The organism is Nostoc sp. CALU 1950 (genome assembly GCF_051172895.1).
Classification (GTDB): Bacteria; Cyanobacteriota; Cyanobacteriia; order Cyanobacteriales; family Nostocaceae; genus Nostoc; species Nostoc edaphicum_A.
This window is the reverse complement of the sequence record NZ_JBDNJQ010000166.1, coordinates 1-18,160: the sequence shown is the minus strand read 5'-3', so window position 1 is coordinate 18,160 and position 18,160 is coordinate 1. Positions and strand designations below refer to the sequence as shown.

Genomic DNA, 18,160 nt, shown 5'->3' with positions numbered 1-18,160 from the left:
AAGTCGGGGATCTGGACATCGCGCATTTTCACAACTCATTTAGGATTGCTATATTAAAGTTTACAATCGACAGTGGCAGCCCGAAAATGTTAAATAGCTACTTCAGATAAATCAGCAAATTCAATCCCGGAATTGTGCGGGAAAGTGTCCACAAAACTAGGGTGATGTAAATTAAACCGAAACTCCATTGATACCAAGCAAGTGCAGAGATGATACCTGGTAAATGTTCATCTCGTAGACGAATGTCGTTAAATCCTAATTTAACTAGGTTGTTGAGGCTAAAATCATAGTAATTGAGCCAATTCCAGCGGCGATCGCACAACAAAGGCATATATCGTTCCCGAAATGTCTGATTCCTTGGTATCACTGGCAAACGCCCAATCAATAATCGTAACTGGCGAAATGTACCGTCTTCTGTGAAGTAAGAAACGTCCATTAAATCGTGATAACGACCTTGTTGATAAAGTCGAATCAATAAAGCCATTGGGACGGGGACAATAATTATTAAAAGACACCCCAACGTCAGCCAAGGTTGTTGAGCATTGCGAAAGATCGCTAGTAAGCTGAAGAATTCTAAAACGCTAAAACTGATTAATATCGAAATGGTTTCGTAGAATGTGGGAATAATTGGTACGGGATGCAGCCGACGATAGCGATCCACCAGCCAAAATAGTAAGCCGAAATAAGCGATCGCTAATCCTCCCACGCCAAATACTAACCAAAAATTCGTACCATAGCCACTTAACAACAGCAATACACTCAACGCCAACCAACTCCAAGCTTGCAGTAACCAGCCAAGTATAGAAAGGGTTTCGCCAACAATTAAGCGATCGCTTAATTGGGTATATTTTTCTAAATCGATGTCTGCTATGGTGAGTAACTCACTACTGTTGCGAAAGGATTTTAGCAGACGACGCTGGGCGATCGCTTGGGCTTGAGTTGCAGAAAAACCCAGGTTAATCAAACTTGCAACAGAAGCACTATTAATATTTGTAGCCGTCAGACGACGGCCGAACTCTCTTAATCGCAGTCGTTGTTTTGTATATTCCAGTTCATTGGCATCGGCAACTTGCTGTTGCTGACGGAAATTTTGCCCCAAATTCCGCAAGATGTTTTGATTACCTTGCAATGTTGGGATACAGAACATCTTACCAATCTGACCGGGATTACCTAAAATTTTCGCTTGGTTAGAGTTAAAAGTTAAACCAGGTACGCTTAAACAAGCCTCTGTAGCAAATATCGCATCACTAAAATCTGCTTGGTTAAGAATGTTCGCACCTTGCAGATTTACCGATTTGTTAAACTCCGCTTCCCGGAAGCTTAAAGCTTGCTCAAAAGTCGCTTCTGTTAAAAGGAGGAACTGATTAAAATCTGCTTTAGTAAACTGGGCTTGATTAGCAAAATACACATCAGAAAAATCAGCATTTCCTTGCCATTGCACACTACTGAATTTAGCCAAAAGTTTAAAAGTTGCTTGGTTAAAGTTAGCAGTTTTTTCAAAAATACTGCCTTGAAAATCAGCAAGTTCCTGAAATTTGATTTTTTTGAAATTAGCTTTTTCAAAAAAAATACTGCTCTGAAAATTGCTTGGTTGCCGGAAGTTAGCGCTGGTGAAACTAACGGGACGAGCGAATCTGCTTTCAGTCCAGTTAGTGGGTTGGAAAAAAGTTGCACCTTGGGCATCCACAGACTGAAGAAAAAATGTATTGGAGAACTTCACTTCGCCATTGAAGCGAGTTTGCACCAGTGTCAAAGCACCACGAAAGACGGCGATTTCACTGGCTGGGGTTGACTCTGTTCCTAAAAGCGATCGACAATCTTTTGAGTTGGGTAAAGCGATTGCAAGTGACTCTAGACAAACAAAGCGTAAACGTTCTAGTTCTTCTTGTTCGGTAGCAGTGAAAATGGGAGCGTAGACGCCTCGCGGCTTGTCGCCAGACATCGCTTTTACATACAAGGGTGTTCTTAAACCCAAATCGCTGCCTACAAAATCACCCAAAATCAAAGCATAGCTGAGGTCTAAACCTAAAGGTTTTGCACCTAATTCTTTTCGCAATAATTGGTAAAAAGCATCACGAAAGCTGGCATTTTCTGGACGTAAATCAATCACCATCTTCTGCAAATCGACAGTCAAATTGCCTTCGCGGAGTGTGGGTGTACGCAGTCGTTCTTGTAATAATTCCAGAGTTAAGGGTGTGCGTTCTGGCTGCGTTTGTGCTGCCCAAGCAGGTAGGGAGAGGAAGAGGAGAAGAATTAAAAAAACGCAAATAAACGCAAAGGAGTACAGAGAAACCCCTCTGCGTACCTTTGCGTTTAACCTCTGTGTGCCTCTGCGTTTAAAAAATAATTTATGCAAATTGTTGGATCATTCGTCGCTAATCAGCAGAACAATTTTACCCGCCACAGACCCGCTTTCAATTAATTGGTGCGCCTTAGCTGCTTCTTTCAAAGGAAACTTGTGACTAACATGGATTTTTAACTTGCCTTCATCGATCCAAGTCGCAGATTGTTCGAGAATTGCTGCATGGTGCTGGAGAATTTCCTCCAATCCTAGCAACGCGGGTGTCAACATTAATTCTAAACCAATGCGGAGATTGCGTAGCCTAGCAGTTTTCCAAACAGTATTGGCATCTGGTTCGAGAATCGTCACAATATCGCCATAGACTCGCACTGCGGGGAAGCTTTTGTGAAAGGTTTCGCCGCCGATGGTATCAAAAGCCAAATCTACGCCTTCGCCGCCAGTCCAATCTAATACCGCTTGCACAAAGTCTGTTTGTTTGTAAAAAATTACATGGTCAGCACCCAATTCTTTGACGAAATTAGCTTTTTCCTCAGAACTGACTGTGGTAGAAACAGTAGCACCTTTGAGTTTAGCCAATTGAATTGCTACATGACCGACACCACCAGCCCCCGCATGAATCAAAACCCGTTCCCCAGGTTCCAATCGTCCCCGTTCATATAAAGCTTCCCAGGCGGTTATTAACACCAAAGGCGCTGCGGCTGCTTCAGCAAAGGAGATAGACGTGGGTTTACGTGCCACAAACCGCTCATCCACAACGGTGTATTCAGCATAATTGCCTTGGTGTGCGCCCAAACCACCATAGCAAAAATATACCTCATCACCTGTGCGAAAACGCTGAACACCAGCACCCACCGCTTCGACAATACCCGCACCATCACATCCTAAAATTGTCGGCGTGCGATCGGGGTAGAAAGTGCCTCGACTACGAAGTTTAGTGTCAATCGGGTTAATTCCAGCCGCTACCAAACGCACTAAAAGTTCAGTATTACCTACAGGAACAGCAGGGTTTGGCACTTCCTGTAATTGCAGAACTTCGGGACTGCCAGCTGCCGTCATCAAGACTGCTTTCACAACTCTTTCCTCCTGGCTTTAGATGCACGTTCTTATGCAACTTTACCGCAAGAGGGTAGATACAGAGCTATTTCTGAGGCAAAACTGCAATGTCTGGTGACAGGCGCGATACGCCTACGCATCTCCAAGGTAGATATGGAAAAATCAACTTAATATTTTTTTTCAATTTGAAATAAAACTCAATATTTCGAAATATAGCTATAATAAAAACATCCAGCGACAACGCTACTCGTTGCGAGGCAACCAATATGGATGCCAATGAAGTTTTAGACTGATACGCTCAGGCAGATTTGAAAAAAATCAGCCTAATGACTAATCTAAGAGGGGCAAAAATCCCTAATGTCAGAATTTAGTTAACAGATAACAATAAACCCCTGATCAAATCAATAAAACAATAGAGAAAACATCATGAAAACCGATTTTGATTTTCCCAATAAAAATTTGCTTGGAGCAGTCGTTTTCAGACCTAGTTTTAACAACTTTGAGAAAATTAATGCCAATCAAGCTTGGTCATTATTTTTCACTGGTGGTCAAGAAGATAAGGTACTAGGACAACAACCTGAATTAGGCAAATTTTTTACATACCTGTTAATCGCTCTTGGAGTAACTGGAACTCTTTGGGCAACCTATTTCAATAACTCTCTATAAACAGGTTAGTTACTAACTAAAAGTCTGAAACGGTGATTAGAGAGGCTTAATCTGGATTCTGGTAATTTAAACATATCAAACACGCCAGTATTGAGCTTCTCGTTTTCGCCCCCAATTAATGCAGGAGCCAAGAATGAATCAACCCATCGAATTATCATTAGAACAAGAATTTAGTATCCGTTGCTTTGCCGACAAAGTGGAACAGATGTCCCATGAACAAGCTCAAGAGTTTTTGCTTGTGCTGTATGAACAGATGCTAATTCGGGAAACGACTTTCCAGCAATTGCTCAAACAGGAGTGGAGACTAGATATAGGTACAGTCTCCGGGTAAACTGTGTAGTAGATTCGTGCCACGAATCTACTACGGCGTAATCCTTGCCAAGTCATTACCAACAAGGGAATTATTCAGGCAAAGGATGTCAAGTCGCTTCTCTACGAGACGCTGCGCGTAGCTTGCTTCTCTGAAAGAGTACGCTCCAATTAAAAATTAAAAATTATTAATTAAAAATTGCAAGACGCTCCTACGTCGCTAACGCTGCGCTATCAGTGGGGGCTTGTACCCCAAATTAATTAATGAAAAATTATTATTATTCTTAATTTTTAATTAAAAAAAGGTCATGATCTGGAGATAAATTTCTTCTAACTTCTTGTTGAGATACTCAGGATGAGTTAAGAGGTTGTTTGAAAAGTTTTGAGCGAATATAAATAGCTACTACACAAGCTAAGTCCACCTGCGTGGACTAGCAGAAAATCGAGTTTTATAACCCGCGTAGGCGGGTTTTGTATGTGTAGCCGCGACTTCTAGTCGCAGAGGAAAGTAATAGTTTAGACTTCTCAACTCCTCGCCGCTCCGGTACTGGGTACTGGGTAACAGGAATTGTTTTTTAAAATTTGGTGGTGGGTAATGAGCAAGCATCATAACTTTTCGATTTTACACCCAGTCCCCAATCCCTAATCCCCAGTCCCTTTTACACAACCTCGCAAATACAAGGGACTGGGAATTAGGCGGCACCCATGTATCGCTTGAAGAAAGCGGCTAGATAGTTTTCGGGCACGCTTGTACATCGCACGATTAAAATTACAGTAGATAAACCCTTCAATATACCGCAAATTTTTTTTGCAAGAGACCTCTTGTAGGATGAGAACTTAAGAGATTAAAAGCAATTAAATAAAAAAATAAAACTTAAAAGAGATTGAAGTCAAACTCTCATAACTAGAGGTAATAAGAGAGCCAGAGACAGAGTTCTACTCGTTTCCGCCGCAGGGAGATGGGTCAATCATCACGTTTAGGAGAAACCGATGAGAAAGCTGATGAGAATCGTTCTTCTCGCGCTAGCCAGTGTGGTGATGGCACTGGCGTTCATGCTCGCCTCGTTTGCCCAAGACCGACCGACAAAGGCGAAAGTCGTCTACCTGGATCAAGGTTGGTCTCAAGAGGATCGGCTACGCTATTACTATACCTCACAGGGTTCGGCTGCGATGTCTTACGACATCTTCCTAAACCTTGAGGCGGCGAATAATCAGGGGCTGTTCCGTGCCGATGAAAACCTCGCCAAGTATGGATTCGTCCCCCAACCCGCCGATTCCAAATACAACCCGAACGGGCTACCCATCGGCATAACCAATACGGTGGTAGCGGACGGACGATGGAAAGGCAAGTGGATCGGATTGACGTGTGCCGCCTGTCATAATGGACAGATCGAACACAAGGGAACCAAGATCAGTATTTCGGGCGGTAACAACACCACACTCGATGTTCATGCCTTCATCGAGGGACTGGATGATACCCTGGCGGCAACGGCTGCCGATCCGCAAAAGTTCGCTCGGCTAGCAGAGAAGCTGGGACAGCGTGATGATGCTGGCAAGGAAGCGTTACGCAAGCGCCTGAAAGAGGAGGCGGCGGCAGTTCATGGCTATCGCGGCATCCTTGCGGTAACACCGACCGTTGTTGGCCCGGGACGCATGGATGCACTCCGCCTGATTCACAATCAGGTGCAGTCCCGTTGGCTCGACATTCCACAAAACTGGGTAGCGCCGATCGCACCAGTCAAGCCGTCTTTCGTCTGGAACATACCGCAGTCAGCCTGGGCGCAGTGGAGTGGCGTCTTGTTTGACCCCATCCTCCGCAATCAGGGTGAATCTCTGGGGGTGTTTGCGAGGATGGATTTAACGTCGAAGACGCCGAAGTTAGGGCTGTTCGACTCCACCGTAGACCTTCAGGGCCAAATTGCCAGCGAGGCTCTTCTACGGAGACTTGCACCACCTCAATGGCCCGAAGGTGTTCTCGGCAAGATCGATCGAGAGAAGACCGCCAAGGGAGCGCAACTGTTCGCGCAAAACTGCGCCGGATGCCACTCCACCTGGCCGCACCGTTGGAGCGAACCCAAAAAGCAAGACAAGCGATTTATCGAGAATGCGATCGTCTCCGTCAATGTTATCGGCACCGATCCGGGGCAGTTCTCAAGTCCGCAGTTCGAGAGCAACCCGACGGTCAAGACTGGACGGATGAGTGAGTATCTGCCGGCGCCGGACACTGGGGCTGCGATCGCTCCACCGCCCGTTGTGTTCCAGGCGATACAGCGTGGGATCTTTGACAAGGCGGTAGCCAAGCTCAAACTCAGCGATGAGGAACTCGTCTCGGCACACGGCTATCGGGCTTCTTATCCAGAGCCGCCCGATCCGATTCCGGCGATCGGCTACAAGGCTAACCCGGCTGAAGGTATGTGGGCCTCGCCCCCCTTCTTGCATAATGGCTCAGTGCCGAATCTCTACGAATTGCTGCTTCCAGACAATGAGCGGTCTAAAACGTTCTTCATCGGGCGAGAGTTCGATCCGGTGAAGGTCGGCGTGGACACGTCTGGGAAATCTGGGAAGTTCCTATTTGACACCTCGCTGGTCGGCAATTCCAACGCTGGACATTCCTTTGAGAACAGACCTACTGGGAAAGGGGTTATCGGACGACTGCTGACTGAGGATGAGCGCTGGGCATTGGTCGAGTATATGAAGTCCATCCCAAACCAGTCCCGACAGATTGCTCCATTTGGCGGGCCAAAAGATCCTATTCGTGCTTGGCAAGATAAGACGTTTTTCCACGTCAAAAACCCAGGCACTTACAACGGCGCACCCCAGTTGTCACCGGCTTCAACGACAAAGCCTGCTCTAGCCCAAGAATCGATCAACCCAGGCGAAATTGTCACCTTTAGGAGGGACTAATGAGCAAGCTGATAAGAATCGTTCTTCTGGTGCTAGCCAGTGGGGTGATTGCACTGGCTTTGACGCTCCCTTCTTTCCCGAACCAACCCCGACAGATCACTCCATTTGGCCGGACGAAAGACCCCATCCGTGCTTGGCAAGACAAGAGGTTCTTCCACGTTAAAAACCCAGGCACTGACGACGGCGCACCCAAGGAGGTATCGGTGCCAAAGCCAGCCGTCCCTGCTCTAGCCCAAGAATCCATCGAGCCGGGTGAAAAGGATCTCATTGATTCGATCCTCAACGCGTCGCTAGCGCGACTGCACACCCAGTTTCCGCCCGGTACTGGGCCAGTCTTGCGCGACGCGCATCCGAAAGCACACGGCTTGGTATATGCCGAATTCATCGTGCTCGATAATCTCCCAAAAGAATTGCGCTACGGCGTGTTCAAGACGCCGCGCACGTTTGATGCCCTGATCCGGTTTTCTGCCGGGAATGTCGAGGTTCAAGAGGACAGAGTGCCACAGGCTGCCGGAATGGCAATCAAACTGTTCGGAGTCGAGGGCGAGAAACTGCTTGAATCGGAAAAGGATGCTAAGACGCAAGATTTCGTGATGATCAATTTCCCAACCTTCTTCGTAAGAAACCTCAAGGATTATGAACTCTTGCATCAGGAAATGTTGAAGGGTCAGATCGAGAAGTTTTTTGAGACCCGACCCACGGAACTCAAGGCGATCATGTCCATGCGATCGCAGCCATTGTTCAATCCCGTCCAGATTCGCTACTGGAGTCAGACGCCATACTTGCTAGGGCCGAACGCGATTAAGTTCTCAGCCACCCCGATTTCCCGGAGCGCTAACCGCCAACCAAAGACGATGGGGCCAGACTTCCTGAGGGAAGTCATGAAGAAACAGGTCGGATCAGAAGACGTTTATTACGAGTTTGCTGTCCAGATCCAAGCCGATCCAATGACGATGCCTGTAGAAGATCCTGTGGAACTGTGGGACGAAATGGTGTCTCCCTTTCAACAGGTCGCGATCATTCGCATCCCGAAGCAAGACATTGACGCTAACGGTAGGGTAGAGATGGCAGAGAACCTCGCGTTCACGCCCTGGCATTCCTTACCGGAACATCGGCCCTTGGGTTCGATGAACCGATCGCGACTGCTCATTTACGAGAAGGTGTCTGAGTTTCGCCGCAAGATGAACAATGTGCCTCGCAAAGAGCCGAATCAGATCCCCATAGGCCATACTAGAAAAAATTTACGGTAATTTTCTGATCCCTGGACAAGAAATTCACCGCTTGGGTTTCTACAGTGTCAGGCATGGAAAACCACTAAAGGTTGTGTTTCACTGTAAATTAAATTATTTATGAAAAGGAAAAAACCGTGAAACATAGTGTTTGTTTCACGGCTTTCCGTGTGGTGTGAGGAGCTTAACTATATATCATGATAAAGTAACTGCCCAAGTACAATACACTCGTAACATTTTTGGTAACAGAATTTTTTTGCGATGACACTCTCAGATGTGAGATTTAATCAAATTACGGCTTGCTAAACCAAACAATATTGACCAAGAAAAATGCACGGTGCATTGATATTTCAGAGCAAGGGAATACCGCAACGGGCAAGCTATATGCGTGGGGTAATAATTATGAATTATTTATTTTAAATTAAATTATAGTCATGGGAAGTTCAAGGTTGCCCAATGAAGATTACATTTGCCAAAACTTGTACTTTTGCTAACTCACGCACGAGACGTTGAGCTTGATGTTTATAAAGTGCTATTGGCAAAACTCTCGGCAAATTATTCATCCATTGCCTAGCAGTAGTAGAACTACATCCCGTAATCAAAAGTATTTCTTCAGCACCATACATAATGGCATTTGTCGTTAGAGCTTTTTCAATCTGCACCTGCCAAAGGCGAGGCAGCATTTCACCCCATTCAATTCGCTGCAAACTACTACTTGTGGCTAAAACAATCAAGCGATCGCCAGCATCGCTGCGTGAGGTACATCCCCTCGACAAGTCACCAGTGATTACCGACGGTGCCATGACTCTGGCCGAATCGGGTGCGATCTCGTTGAGTATCTGGTCGAACGCTATGCCCGGATTTCTCACGCATAGTGTAGGCAGGGGAGGAAGAGGAGTGTGGGGGGAAGACTTCTTCCCCATCCTCCCACACCTCCCAACGGGCGCTGGAACACGGCGGTACTTACGAGCTTCTAAGTTAAAGTAATTCCTGATGCAGGTTTACTTGCACTGTAAGATTTAATCGGATAATCTGAGCGATCAAGATTGTTTTTTAAGGAAACTAATGAACAAATTCATACTGAGTTTGCTTTCTTCCCCTATACTGATTAGCTCTATTCTCTCTATGGGAGTAATGCTGAATCAAGCACAAGCTGTAGAACCACAACCAGAAGCCAAAACCACAGACAGACTATCTTGTATACGCAATAAACATAAAGTGGGATTAGTGTGTGCAAGGGCTTCTGTATTGGCTCAAATTCCTAAATATCAGTCGGAAATAGAGTTTTCTCAAGAAAATGTTCCCATGCTGGAGTTCAATAACGAAGAAAGCGATATGGCAACCGACTTATTTAACTGCGATTGTCCTGCTTGTATAAATTCTTTACGTAAAATGCGCGGTGTGACACCCTTGGTCTATTAAGATTCCACAAATTTACCTTTGTTTATAAGCAACATCCACAATTGGGGACTGGGGACTGGGAAAAAGTCTTTTAAAATTTGGTGGTGGGTACTAAGCCAATACGCTTGGGTTAAGAAGAACAGTCGCGACTGTCTTGAAGGTCAAGCGATCGCTAACAAAAAACATCCACACAGAGATATTTCCCATTTTTTTCTCAACATTACTCAACAATATGTTGAATTCATCTCCTTGATTACACTCATCCTTGCCCGATACGGGCTGTATACTTTAAATACCAGTGTTTAAAGTTTTGACCCCGGCGACTGTTCGAGTTCTGTCTAGGAGATTGTTGTAGTGATCCATGCTACAAAGCGGTCTATTATGACCAAGTTTAGGACGATCTACTACTCTTTCTAAGGTACAAGGTTGGGTTGAGCAACAGCGAAACCCAACAAACCCCGAAAAATGTTGGGTTACCCTTCTCCTGTCGGAGACGCTACGCGAACGGGAAGCCGCTTCGCGTCTACGTTACTCAACCCAAGCTACACATCAAACTAACTAGATACTGAGTTAGCCGCTTCCGAAGTCTTCGCAGCTGGCGGAAATCCACCCATACGAATCTCAGAGGTGAAGGAAGTGATACTAAATCCACCAAAACTCTTGAGGATATTCACCCGCATCCGCAAATTGGGGCTAGCAAACCACAGGCGCTCCTCTGAGTAGATGGTTTCATCCTCTATAGTTAGAATCAAAGCATCATCACTGTCAAATTTATAGCGTCCGGCAACCGGAATTTTATTGGCATCAACTATTTCTCGCAGCAATTTGCCTTGAGTCGGATTATCCGCATCAGGTATCGAAACTAACATAGTTGAACCACTGTGCTTTGCTTGATCCTTGTCCATTGTCCCGTTCCAGGTAATTTTGGTAGCACAGGAAGCAGAACTAGGATTAATTTTGTACTGTTGACACAGTTTGACCACTTCTGGATGATCTACTACCAATGTCTCAATGATGATGTCTGACTTGCTATGTTCCGATTGGTTAAAAGCCAAATGTTGACTAGTACGATGAGAAAACCATTTACCAGTACTTAACTGAAAAAACTCTTCAATATTCATGAATGAAATTACCCTGCATCAAAATGCTAAAATTCTCACCTGATTATTATTAAAAGGTAGCAGGAGGCTTTAATATTAAGCTTGATTGTCTATTTCCTCAAGCTTCTTGAGGCCAATTCTGGCTGCCTCGGCAACGTTGAAATGATTGTCTTTTTCCAGGTATTTTAAAGCTGAAACACTCTTGGGAGTGGGAAGATTTCCCAAGGCTTCTGCCAGACGCTGCCTTACTAACCAATCATCTGATTGGGCGAAGCGCAGGATCTTATCGACAGACTCAATGTCTTTAATTTCTCCCAGCGCAGAGATTGCAGCTTGTTGCAACACTACTTCTTTGCTATCCAATGCTTGAAGAAGAATTTGACGGGCACGAGGGTCTTTAATATTACCTAGAGAAACGGCTGCACTAAAGCGTACTAGCCAATCAGTATCTTCATAAAATGCCCGCGACAGCACTTCAAAGGCTCTGGCGTCACCTAAATATCCTAAAGCACCAGCGGCATCAGCGCGGATACCATAATCTGGGTCATTTTCGAGAATTCCTACCAAAATTGAATAACATTCTGGTGTCGGCTTGATTCCGAGGGCAAATATTGCCATCGATCGCAGTTGCAAAGATTCATCATCCAGTACCTTTTTAATTAAAGGGACTGCATCTTCAGGGGGAACATTACGCAGATTAGCAAGGGCTACCATGCGATCGCGTAAATTCGGACTTTCTAACTGAGTAGAAATTTCTTGTAAGCTTAGAGCTGCCATTTAGTTCAAAGCGTTTTCTTTACTTATCTTAATTTACCTGATCCGTTGATCACGCTGTCGCCATAGTGAAGTAGGAGTTTGGCGACTTTACAAAATGCCTCGATTATGAGTGACAAATAAACAATTGGTCATTGGTAATTTGTCATTGGTCATTGGTCGTTGGTCATTGGTGCTGAGTGTAAGAAAATCATCGTGAAAAGGACGGATTTCACCCAAGCTTTTTTTGGATAAGGCGATCGCACAAGCTGGCATAATTGACTGTGCCAAAATCAGTTTGAACGGCCCCACAGACGACTCAATGAAGAGGCAGAGGGCAGGAAGCAGGGGGCAGGGAGCGGGGGGAAATGACTCCTTCATCCTGCCGTGGAATGAAAGGGAGAAAATGGGTCTGAGTCCCCCAATTCTCATAAGTGGTTTTTGAACAGGAATAGGTCGAATCCCTTTTCTGTTCTGTCCCCCCTGCACCCTGCACCCTGCTCCCTTGCCTCTTGTTCAATCCCCCAAGCTAATTGCTGCTGCGTAGGTGTAGCCCGTCGTAGACATCGCAAAAAAGTCTTGCTAAATAATTGTAATAATATTTAATATGAGTCTAGGTTGTGTAATTTAGATTAACTATTGAAGAGAAATTCTCTGAGAGTGAGTAGAATGACAAATACTAGCGACGCAACTCTTTTATGGATTAGTTACCCTAGAACTGTAGACTATGTTTTCAGTCTTGAGTTACTTCTGTATTTTGCCTCTGAGGCATACCAATCTAAACCACACCAAATCCTTCATTAAGAGCTCCCACAAATCATAATGCCTGTGATTGAGAAGAAAAGAACTCGTGATCTGCCCCAAATTAATGAACGAATTCGCTTCCCGAAAATTCGGGTCATTGACACTGACGGTGCCCAGCTGGGAATTATGCCCCCACAGGAAGCACTACAGCTAGCAGAAGAAAAAGAGCTAGATTTGGTGCTAATCAGTGACAAAGCTGACCCGCCAGTTTGTCGGATTATGGACTACGGGAAATACAAGTTTGAGCAGGAAAAAAAGGCGCGAGAAGCCCGGAAAAAGCAGCACACAGCTGATGTCAAAGAAGTTAAGATGCGCTACAAAATTGAAGAACACGACTACAACGTGCGTGTTAAGCAAGCAGAGCGCTTTTTGAAAGATGGCGATAAAGTTAAAGCGACTGTGATGTTCCGGGGTCGAGAAATTCAACACAGCGACCTAGCAGAAGATTTGCTCAAGCGAATGGCAACGGATTTGGAGCCATTTGGTGAGGTTCAACAAGCGCCTAAAAAAGAAGGGCGAAACATGATGATGCTCATCTCGCCTAAAAAATAATCTTCTAACTGTATTAATAGACCTAGTTTGAAAATCCCCTGACTTATAGTTAGGGGATTTTTCGTTTGGATACAAGATGTACACCCAATACTGCTCGGGTTTTGCATTTTTAACTCGGAATAGGGTTTGGGAAAAGGTTAAAGGTTAAAGGTTAAAGGTTAAAGGTTTTTTCTTTCCCCTTTCCCCTTCCCCAAAACCCGACAAGTATTGGATGTACACCCAAAACTCTCAGGTCATTTAAATTTATCTAAAATCGATAGTCCTGAAGGCTGAGTGGGAAACATAATACTCAGTTGCTCAGGACTTTTGCTATTTCCAGGAGATGAGGCGAGACGGTTCAGTTAAAGGGGAAAGGGAAATGGGGAATGGGGAAGAAAAAACCTTTAACCTAAACCCAGTAACCTTTTCCCCAAAAGTAATTCTGAGTTCAAAATGCTTATCCGAACCTATTGCTTCCTCATGTCCCCCTGCTTCTCCGCTTCCCATTACGCGGTGATACTACCAGAAAATAAAACTGCATGGAACTGAAAAATTACTGGTTGGCTGCAAATAAAGGTGCTCTGACACGACTACTACAGTGGGTGAATCTCCGACCAGAGGAGAGTGAGCGAACTCAGATAATGTTCCTTTTCTATACAACTGTATCTGTAGGATTGCGGTGGGCAGAGGACAGCACGGTGGCGCTGTTTTTGGATGAATATGGGACTAATTTACTGCCGTGGATGTATATTGCCAGTGCCGTAATGAGTGCGGGACTGGTTTTTTTATACTCGTGGCTGCAAAAGATTTTTCCCTTACGTCGGGTGATTGTGGCGATCGCACCTTGTATGTTGATGCCATTAGTTTTATTAGTTGTATTACGTTGGGGATCGCATTTTTCCTACCTGGCAGTGATTTCGGTATTTTTGCTGCGGCTATGGGTCGATGCGCTTTATGTGGTCAATGACCTCAACACCTCCATCGTCGCCAACCAAATATTTAACATTCGGGAGATTAAGCGCACTTATCCACTAGTCAGTAGTGGCCTTTTAGTAGCAGATGTAATCAGTGGCTTTAGTCTACCTTGGCTGCTACAATACACCACGCTGAATAAGATCATCCTCATCGCCTGTGTAATGATTTTACTCGGATCGGGGATTCTATTCTATTTAACTCATCACTATCGAGCAGCTTTTCCTGAAACCCCACAAAAACTAATTCCTGAAGAACAAGCTTCACGAGCGCGTTTTCTCAAAAGCCCGCTGAAGCGCTATGTTTGGCAGTTGTTTGCCTTTGTGGGTTTGTTGCAAGTCATTGGGTTGTTAATAGATTTTCAATATCTGCGCGAACTCAAATCCAATTTGAGTGACCGAGAACTTGCTAGCTTTTTGGGTCTTTTTGGTGGGATGTTGGGGCTGTGTGAGTTGTTGTTGCAGTGGTTTATTTCCAGCCGACTCATCGAACGGATGGGAGTATTTTTCACCGCCACACTTTTACCAATCACCGTCGGCTTTGCACTACCAGGAATGCTGGTATTACTGCATTTAATTCCAGCCATTCAATCGCAAAGCTTTTTCTGGGGTCTGATAATTGTTAAATTCTGCGATGAACTTCTGCGCTACACCTTTGTCATGAGTAGCGGCCCCATCCTGTACCAACCGATTCCAGAAGGAATTCGCAGCCGAATGCAGACTTTATCTGGTGGAACCGCCGAAGCGATCGCTACAGGTTTGACAGGAGCGGTAATTTTTGTAACTCTATTGTTTTGTGGGCGGTTTGTACCCGTACCACTGCAAAAGTGGGTGTTGGTAGCAGAAACAATGTTGATAGCTGGCACCTGTTTAACAGTAGTTTGGGAATTGCGATCGCGCTATGTTGAACTGTTAGTCTTGAGTGTGGCACGGGGTCACTTGAGTGCGACTAATGTGGGCTTGCGATTCTTTAAGCAGGGAGTAGTCAAAGCTTTAGCAGAAAAAGGCAGCGAGGCTGATAAACGCTCTTGTATTGAACTTTTAGCCCAAATTGATTCCCTTGGAGCAGCGGAAGTTTTAGCACCGCTACTAGTGAAGTTAACCCCAGACTTGCAGCGCCAAAGTTTGGAAGTGATGCTGACGGGAGGTGTAAATCCTGCTTATCTACCCGCCATCCGTCCTTTGTTAGAACAATCTCAGGAAACTAATCCCGAAGTTTTTGCTTTAGCACTCCGCTACGTTTGGCTGGCTGAACCAAATCCCAACTTAAGTCTCTTAGAAGAATATTTACACCCCCGCCAAAACTCACTCATCCGCGCTACCGCAGCCGCTTTAGTCTTACGCCAGGGAACACCCATGCAAAAGGTAGCAGCTACCCAAACCATGCGCCGGATGCTGACTCATAAGCAAGAACGCGAACGGGTAAATGGAGTGAGAGCGCTCAGAGAAGCAGTTTATTTACAGGCGTTGCGGATTCACATCCCAAATTTATTACAAGATGAGTCATTACGGGTGCGCTGTGCTGTATTGGAAATGATCGCAGCAACCCATTTAGAAGAATACTATTCGGCACTGATTGCAGCACTTTATTACAAATCAACCCGCAGTACAGCAATGTCAGCCCTAATGCGACTAGAAAATGAAGCTCTAGAAATGCTGTTGCGGTTGGCTACGAATATTTACAAACCCGAAGTAGTGCGGATGTACGCTTGGCGCACCATTGCTCAAGTCGGCACTCAGGAAGCATTGGAGACTTTATGGGAAAACTTAGAGGCATCTTGGGGTATTACTAGAGATCATATTCTCCGCAGCTTACTAAAAATACATAAACAACCAGGAATTACAGGTTTAGTAGATCGATTTTATGAAAGTCGGGTAGAAAATTTAATCAAGCAGGAATTAAAGTTTTTAGGTGAAATTTATGCTGCATACATTGACTTTAAAACATTAGACCAAAAAGAAGATTATCAATACAGTGAGAGGATTGTGATTGTCTCTGAGTTACTGCAACGCGCCCTTCTAGAATTGGAATTGGATGTCAAGGAACGGCTGCTACTGTTACTGAGACTGCTTTATTCGCCAGAAAAGATGCAAGCAGCAGCATTTAATCTGCGATCGCTCTCAGTGGTAAACTTAGCGCGGGGGTTGGAAATCTTAGAGCATACCGTAACTTTGTCTTCAAAGTCTTTATTGCTGAATATTTTAGATAACCGACCACAGTCAGAAAAATTACAATATCTCATAGAAGCCAAGATTGTAGAATATGAAAGTATGGTGGTTAGCGATCGCCTCCACAGATTGCTGATGTTGGGGAACTTCCTTTCTGACTGGTGTCTAGCTTGTTGTTTTCATTATGCTCAAGTGACACGCATCCGACTGACCAGTTCTGAGATTTTAGTGAGTTTGCGTCATCCAACTGGCTTTGTTAGGGAAGCTGCGATCGCATACTTGAACATGGTTTCACATCGCGTTCTCCTGCAAATCCTCCCCCAGTTACAAAAAGATTCACATCCTTTAGTCGCTGCTCAAGTTAAAGAGCTACTCGAAAAATACCAATTCAAAAATCACAAATGATTTTGCTTATTTCCATTGCTGCTAAGGGATTTAAACTCAAAAAAACATCCAATCGCTGTGGAACCAGCATTAATAACTAATAACTAATGATCAATGACAAATGACAAATGACCAATGACCAATGACAATTTTGTTACCCTGTAAAGTGAAGTAAAAATTCAAAGAGCATCAAGAACAGTCATGTACGTACTCATCGGTGGAGCAGGCTTAGTGGGCTTAAGTTTAGCGCAAAAGCTGGTAGAACTAGGACACACTGTTGCCGTAATTGACATTGACCCTATCGCTTGCCGCTACGCCCGTGAACAAGTAGGAGCAATGGCTTTTGAAGGTAGTGCTGTGAGTACAGAAGTATTGTTAGAAGCTGGGATTCGTAAAGCCGGCTCCTTGGCTGCGGTTCTGAGAAGTGATGCTTTAAACTTGGCAATGGTAACTCTTGCTAAACACTACGGTGCGCCCCATATTTTGAGTCGGATGCGCCACCCCGATTTTGCTGAACCGTTACGTATCGCTGGAGCTAACCATATCATCAGTACTGTTGAACTCTCAGTTTCAACAATGGTGAATGCCATTGAGTATCCGCAAGTGGAATCAATGATGCATTTTGAGCAGGGACAGATTGAGGTTCTGAAACTTTCCATCCCTAACAATTGCTATGTTGCTGGTCGTAGTGTTGCCGAAATTGCTCAGGATTCCCAATTTCCTACTGGCTCGCTAATTATTGGTTATCAACCCCATCCCCACGAAAATTTAATGATTCCTAACGGCAGTACAATACTGGAACCTCATTCAACAGTGTTGATTGTGACTAAACCAGGATCTTTACATCAAGTCATTGATTTTATCGAACAAAGATGTTGAGCGCAGTCTCTATTTAAACTGTTTATGAGGTGGGGTTAGCTACATTTATATAATTGGTGTAAATAATTGTGATGAAGCCGTACCCATATATTTATTTAGCGATCGCTGTTATTTTTATTGCATCTTGTAAATCACCAGAGATTCCACCAAAGTCACAACCTGATATTGCTCAGATAACCCCATCCCAAAAGGTTGTGACGCTGGATCAGAATTTTAAGATAGCAAGCAGCCAAACTGTTTATGTTCCTGTCTATTCTCATATCTATCATCACAATCGGCAGGAAATTTTTGAGTTAGCAGTTACGCTCAGTATTCGGAATACAGATTTGACTAATCCCATCGTCATTACTTCTGTGCGCTACTATAACTCAGATGGAAAATTAGTTAAGCAGTATTTGGAGCGCCCGATTCAACTTGATGCGCTAGCTTCTACAGCTTTTTTTGTGAATAGAAATGATACTAGTGGAGGTTTAGGCGCAAACTTTATTGTGGAGTGGGTAGCCCAAACAGAAATGTCCGACCCGATAGTGGAGGCAGTCATGATTGGTACTGACTTTCAACAAGGAATTTCTTTTATCAGTCCTGGTAGGGTAATTAAAAGTCAAAATAACGATCAGCGATCGCCTTTAAAATAAGGTCAAAATTCTGACTCCTGTTTGATGGTAGATATATCGACGCGGTAGGGGCAATTCATGAATTGCCCCT

Annotated in this window: 15 protein-coding genes; 9 read left to right on the top strand and 6 right to left on the bottom strand. The window is 44.6% G+C overall.

What is annotated here, in order from left to right; genetic code table 11:
• Positions 1 to 97 precede the first annotated feature (97 nt).
• Positions 98 to 2,356 carry a pentapeptide repeat-containing protein gene (locus tag ABF638_RS30845; protein ID WP_435026679.1) on the bottom strand — a complete coding sequence of 753 codons (2,259 nt, stop codon included), beginning with the start codon at positions 2,354 to 2,356 and terminating at the stop codon, positions 98 to 100.
• Positions 2,357 to 2,365: 9 nt separating this feature from the next.
• Positions 2,366 to 3,373, bottom strand: coding sequence for a zinc-dependent alcohol dehydrogenase family protein (locus ABF638_RS30840; protein WP_435026678.1), 1,008 nt, complete (start codon positions 3,371 to 3,373; stop codon positions 2,366 to 2,368).
• A gap of 408 nt (positions 3,374 to 3,781) precedes the next feature.
• Here ABF638_RS30840 and ABF638_RS30835 point away from each other — a divergent pair, with 408 nt between their 5' ends.
• The 4 genes from ABF638_RS30835 to ABF638_RS30820 all read left to right on the top strand — a co-directional run bounded on the left by ABF638_RS30835 (position 3,782) and on the right by ABF638_RS30820 (position 8,484).
• On the top strand, positions 3,782 to 4,021 hold the full coding sequence (locus ABF638_RS30835) for a hypothetical protein (RefSeq protein ID WP_181930033.1): 240 nt from the start codon (positions 3,782 to 3,784) through the stop codon (positions 4,019 to 4,021).
• 133 nt (positions 4,022 to 4,154) lie between these two features.
• The gene (locus tag ABF638_RS30830) at positions 4,155 to 4,352 is read left to right on the top strand and encodes an NblA/ycf18 family protein (protein ID WP_435026677.1); all 198 of its coding nucleotides are present in this window, start codon (positions 4,155 to 4,157) and stop codon (positions 4,350 to 4,352) included.
• A gap of 968 nt (positions 4,353 to 5,320) precedes the next feature.
• Entirely contained in the window at positions 5,321 to 7,234 is a 1,914-nt protein-coding gene (locus ABF638_RS30825) for a di-heme-cytochrome C peroxidase (protein ID WP_435026676.1), read from the top strand.
• Positions 7,234 to 8,484 (top strand): catalase family protein, encoded by a 1,251-nt coding sequence (locus ABF638_RS30820; RefSeq protein ID WP_435026675.1) that lies wholly within the window; start codon positions 7,234 to 7,236, stop codon positions 8,482 to 8,484. Before ABF638_RS30825 ends, ABF638_RS30820 begins: the two co-directional genes overlap by 1 nt.
• 422 nt (positions 8,485 to 8,906) lie before the next feature.
• On the opposite strand, the gene ABF638_RS30815 is transcribed toward ABF638_RS30820, so the two are convergent.
• Positions 8,907 to 9,386, bottom strand: coding sequence for a hypothetical protein (locus ABF638_RS30815; protein ID WP_435026674.1), 480 nt, complete (start codon positions 9,384 to 9,386; stop codon positions 8,907 to 8,909).
• Between the two features lie 142 nt (positions 9,387 to 9,528).
• On the opposite strand from ABF638_RS30815, the gene ABF638_RS30810 reads away from it, so the two are divergent.
• Positions 9,529 to 9,885 (top strand): hypothetical protein, encoded by a 357-nt coding sequence (locus ABF638_RS30810; RefSeq protein ID WP_181930729.1) that lies wholly within the window; start codon positions 9,529 to 9,531, stop codon positions 9,883 to 9,885.
• Positions 9,886 to 10,418: 533 nt separating this feature from the next.
• On the opposite strand, the gene ABF638_RS30805 is transcribed toward ABF638_RS30810, so the two are convergent.
• The 3 genes from ABF638_RS30805 to ABF638_RS30795 form a co-directional block, all read right to left on the bottom strand.
• Positions 10,419 to 10,985, bottom strand: coding sequence for a phycobiliprotein lyase (locus ABF638_RS30805; RefSeq protein WP_435026673.1), 567 nt, complete (start codon positions 10,983 to 10,985; stop codon positions 10,419 to 10,421).
• A gap of 75 nt (positions 10,986 to 11,060) precedes the next feature.
• A complete protein-coding gene (locus tag ABF638_RS30800) occupies positions 11,061 to 11,741 on the bottom strand; it encodes a HEAT repeat domain-containing protein (protein ID WP_069071167.1) in 681 nt (226 codons plus the stop codon).
• 87 nt (positions 11,742 to 11,828) lie between these two features.
• Positions 11,829 to 12,029 (bottom strand): hypothetical protein, encoded by a 201-nt coding sequence (locus tag ABF638_RS30795; RefSeq protein WP_435026672.1) that lies wholly within the window; start codon positions 12,027 to 12,029, stop codon positions 11,829 to 11,831.
• Between the two features lie 510 nt (positions 12,030 to 12,539).
• Between ABF638_RS30795 and infC the strand changes: the two genes are divergently transcribed.
• From infC to ABF638_RS30775, 4 genes are all read left to right on the top strand, one after another.
• Complete coding sequence (gene infC / locus ABF638_RS30790; RefSeq protein WP_435026671.1) at positions 12,540 to 13,073, top strand: translation initiation factor IF-3; 534 nt, start codon at positions 12,540 to 12,542, stop codon at positions 13,071 to 13,073.
• Between the two features lie 518 nt (positions 13,074 to 13,591).
• The gene (locus ABF638_RS30785) at positions 13,592 to 16,597 is read left to right on the top strand and encodes an MFS transporter (protein WP_435026669.1); all 3,006 of its coding nucleotides are present in this window, start codon (positions 13,592 to 13,594) and stop codon (positions 16,595 to 16,597) included.
• Between the two features lie 180 nt (positions 16,598 to 16,777).
• Positions 16,778 to 17,455, top strand: a complete 678-nt coding sequence (locus tag ABF638_RS30780) for a potassium channel family protein (RefSeq protein WP_435026667.1) — start codon at positions 16,778 to 16,780, stop codon at positions 17,453 to 17,455.
• Between the two features lie 71 nt (positions 17,456 to 17,526).
• On the top strand, positions 17,527 to 18,090 hold the full coding sequence (locus ABF638_RS30775) for a DUF3124 domain-containing protein (protein WP_435026666.1): 564 nt from the start codon (positions 17,527 to 17,529) through the stop codon (positions 18,088 to 18,090).
• The last annotated feature ends 70 nt before the right edge of the window (positions 18,091 to 18,160 follow it).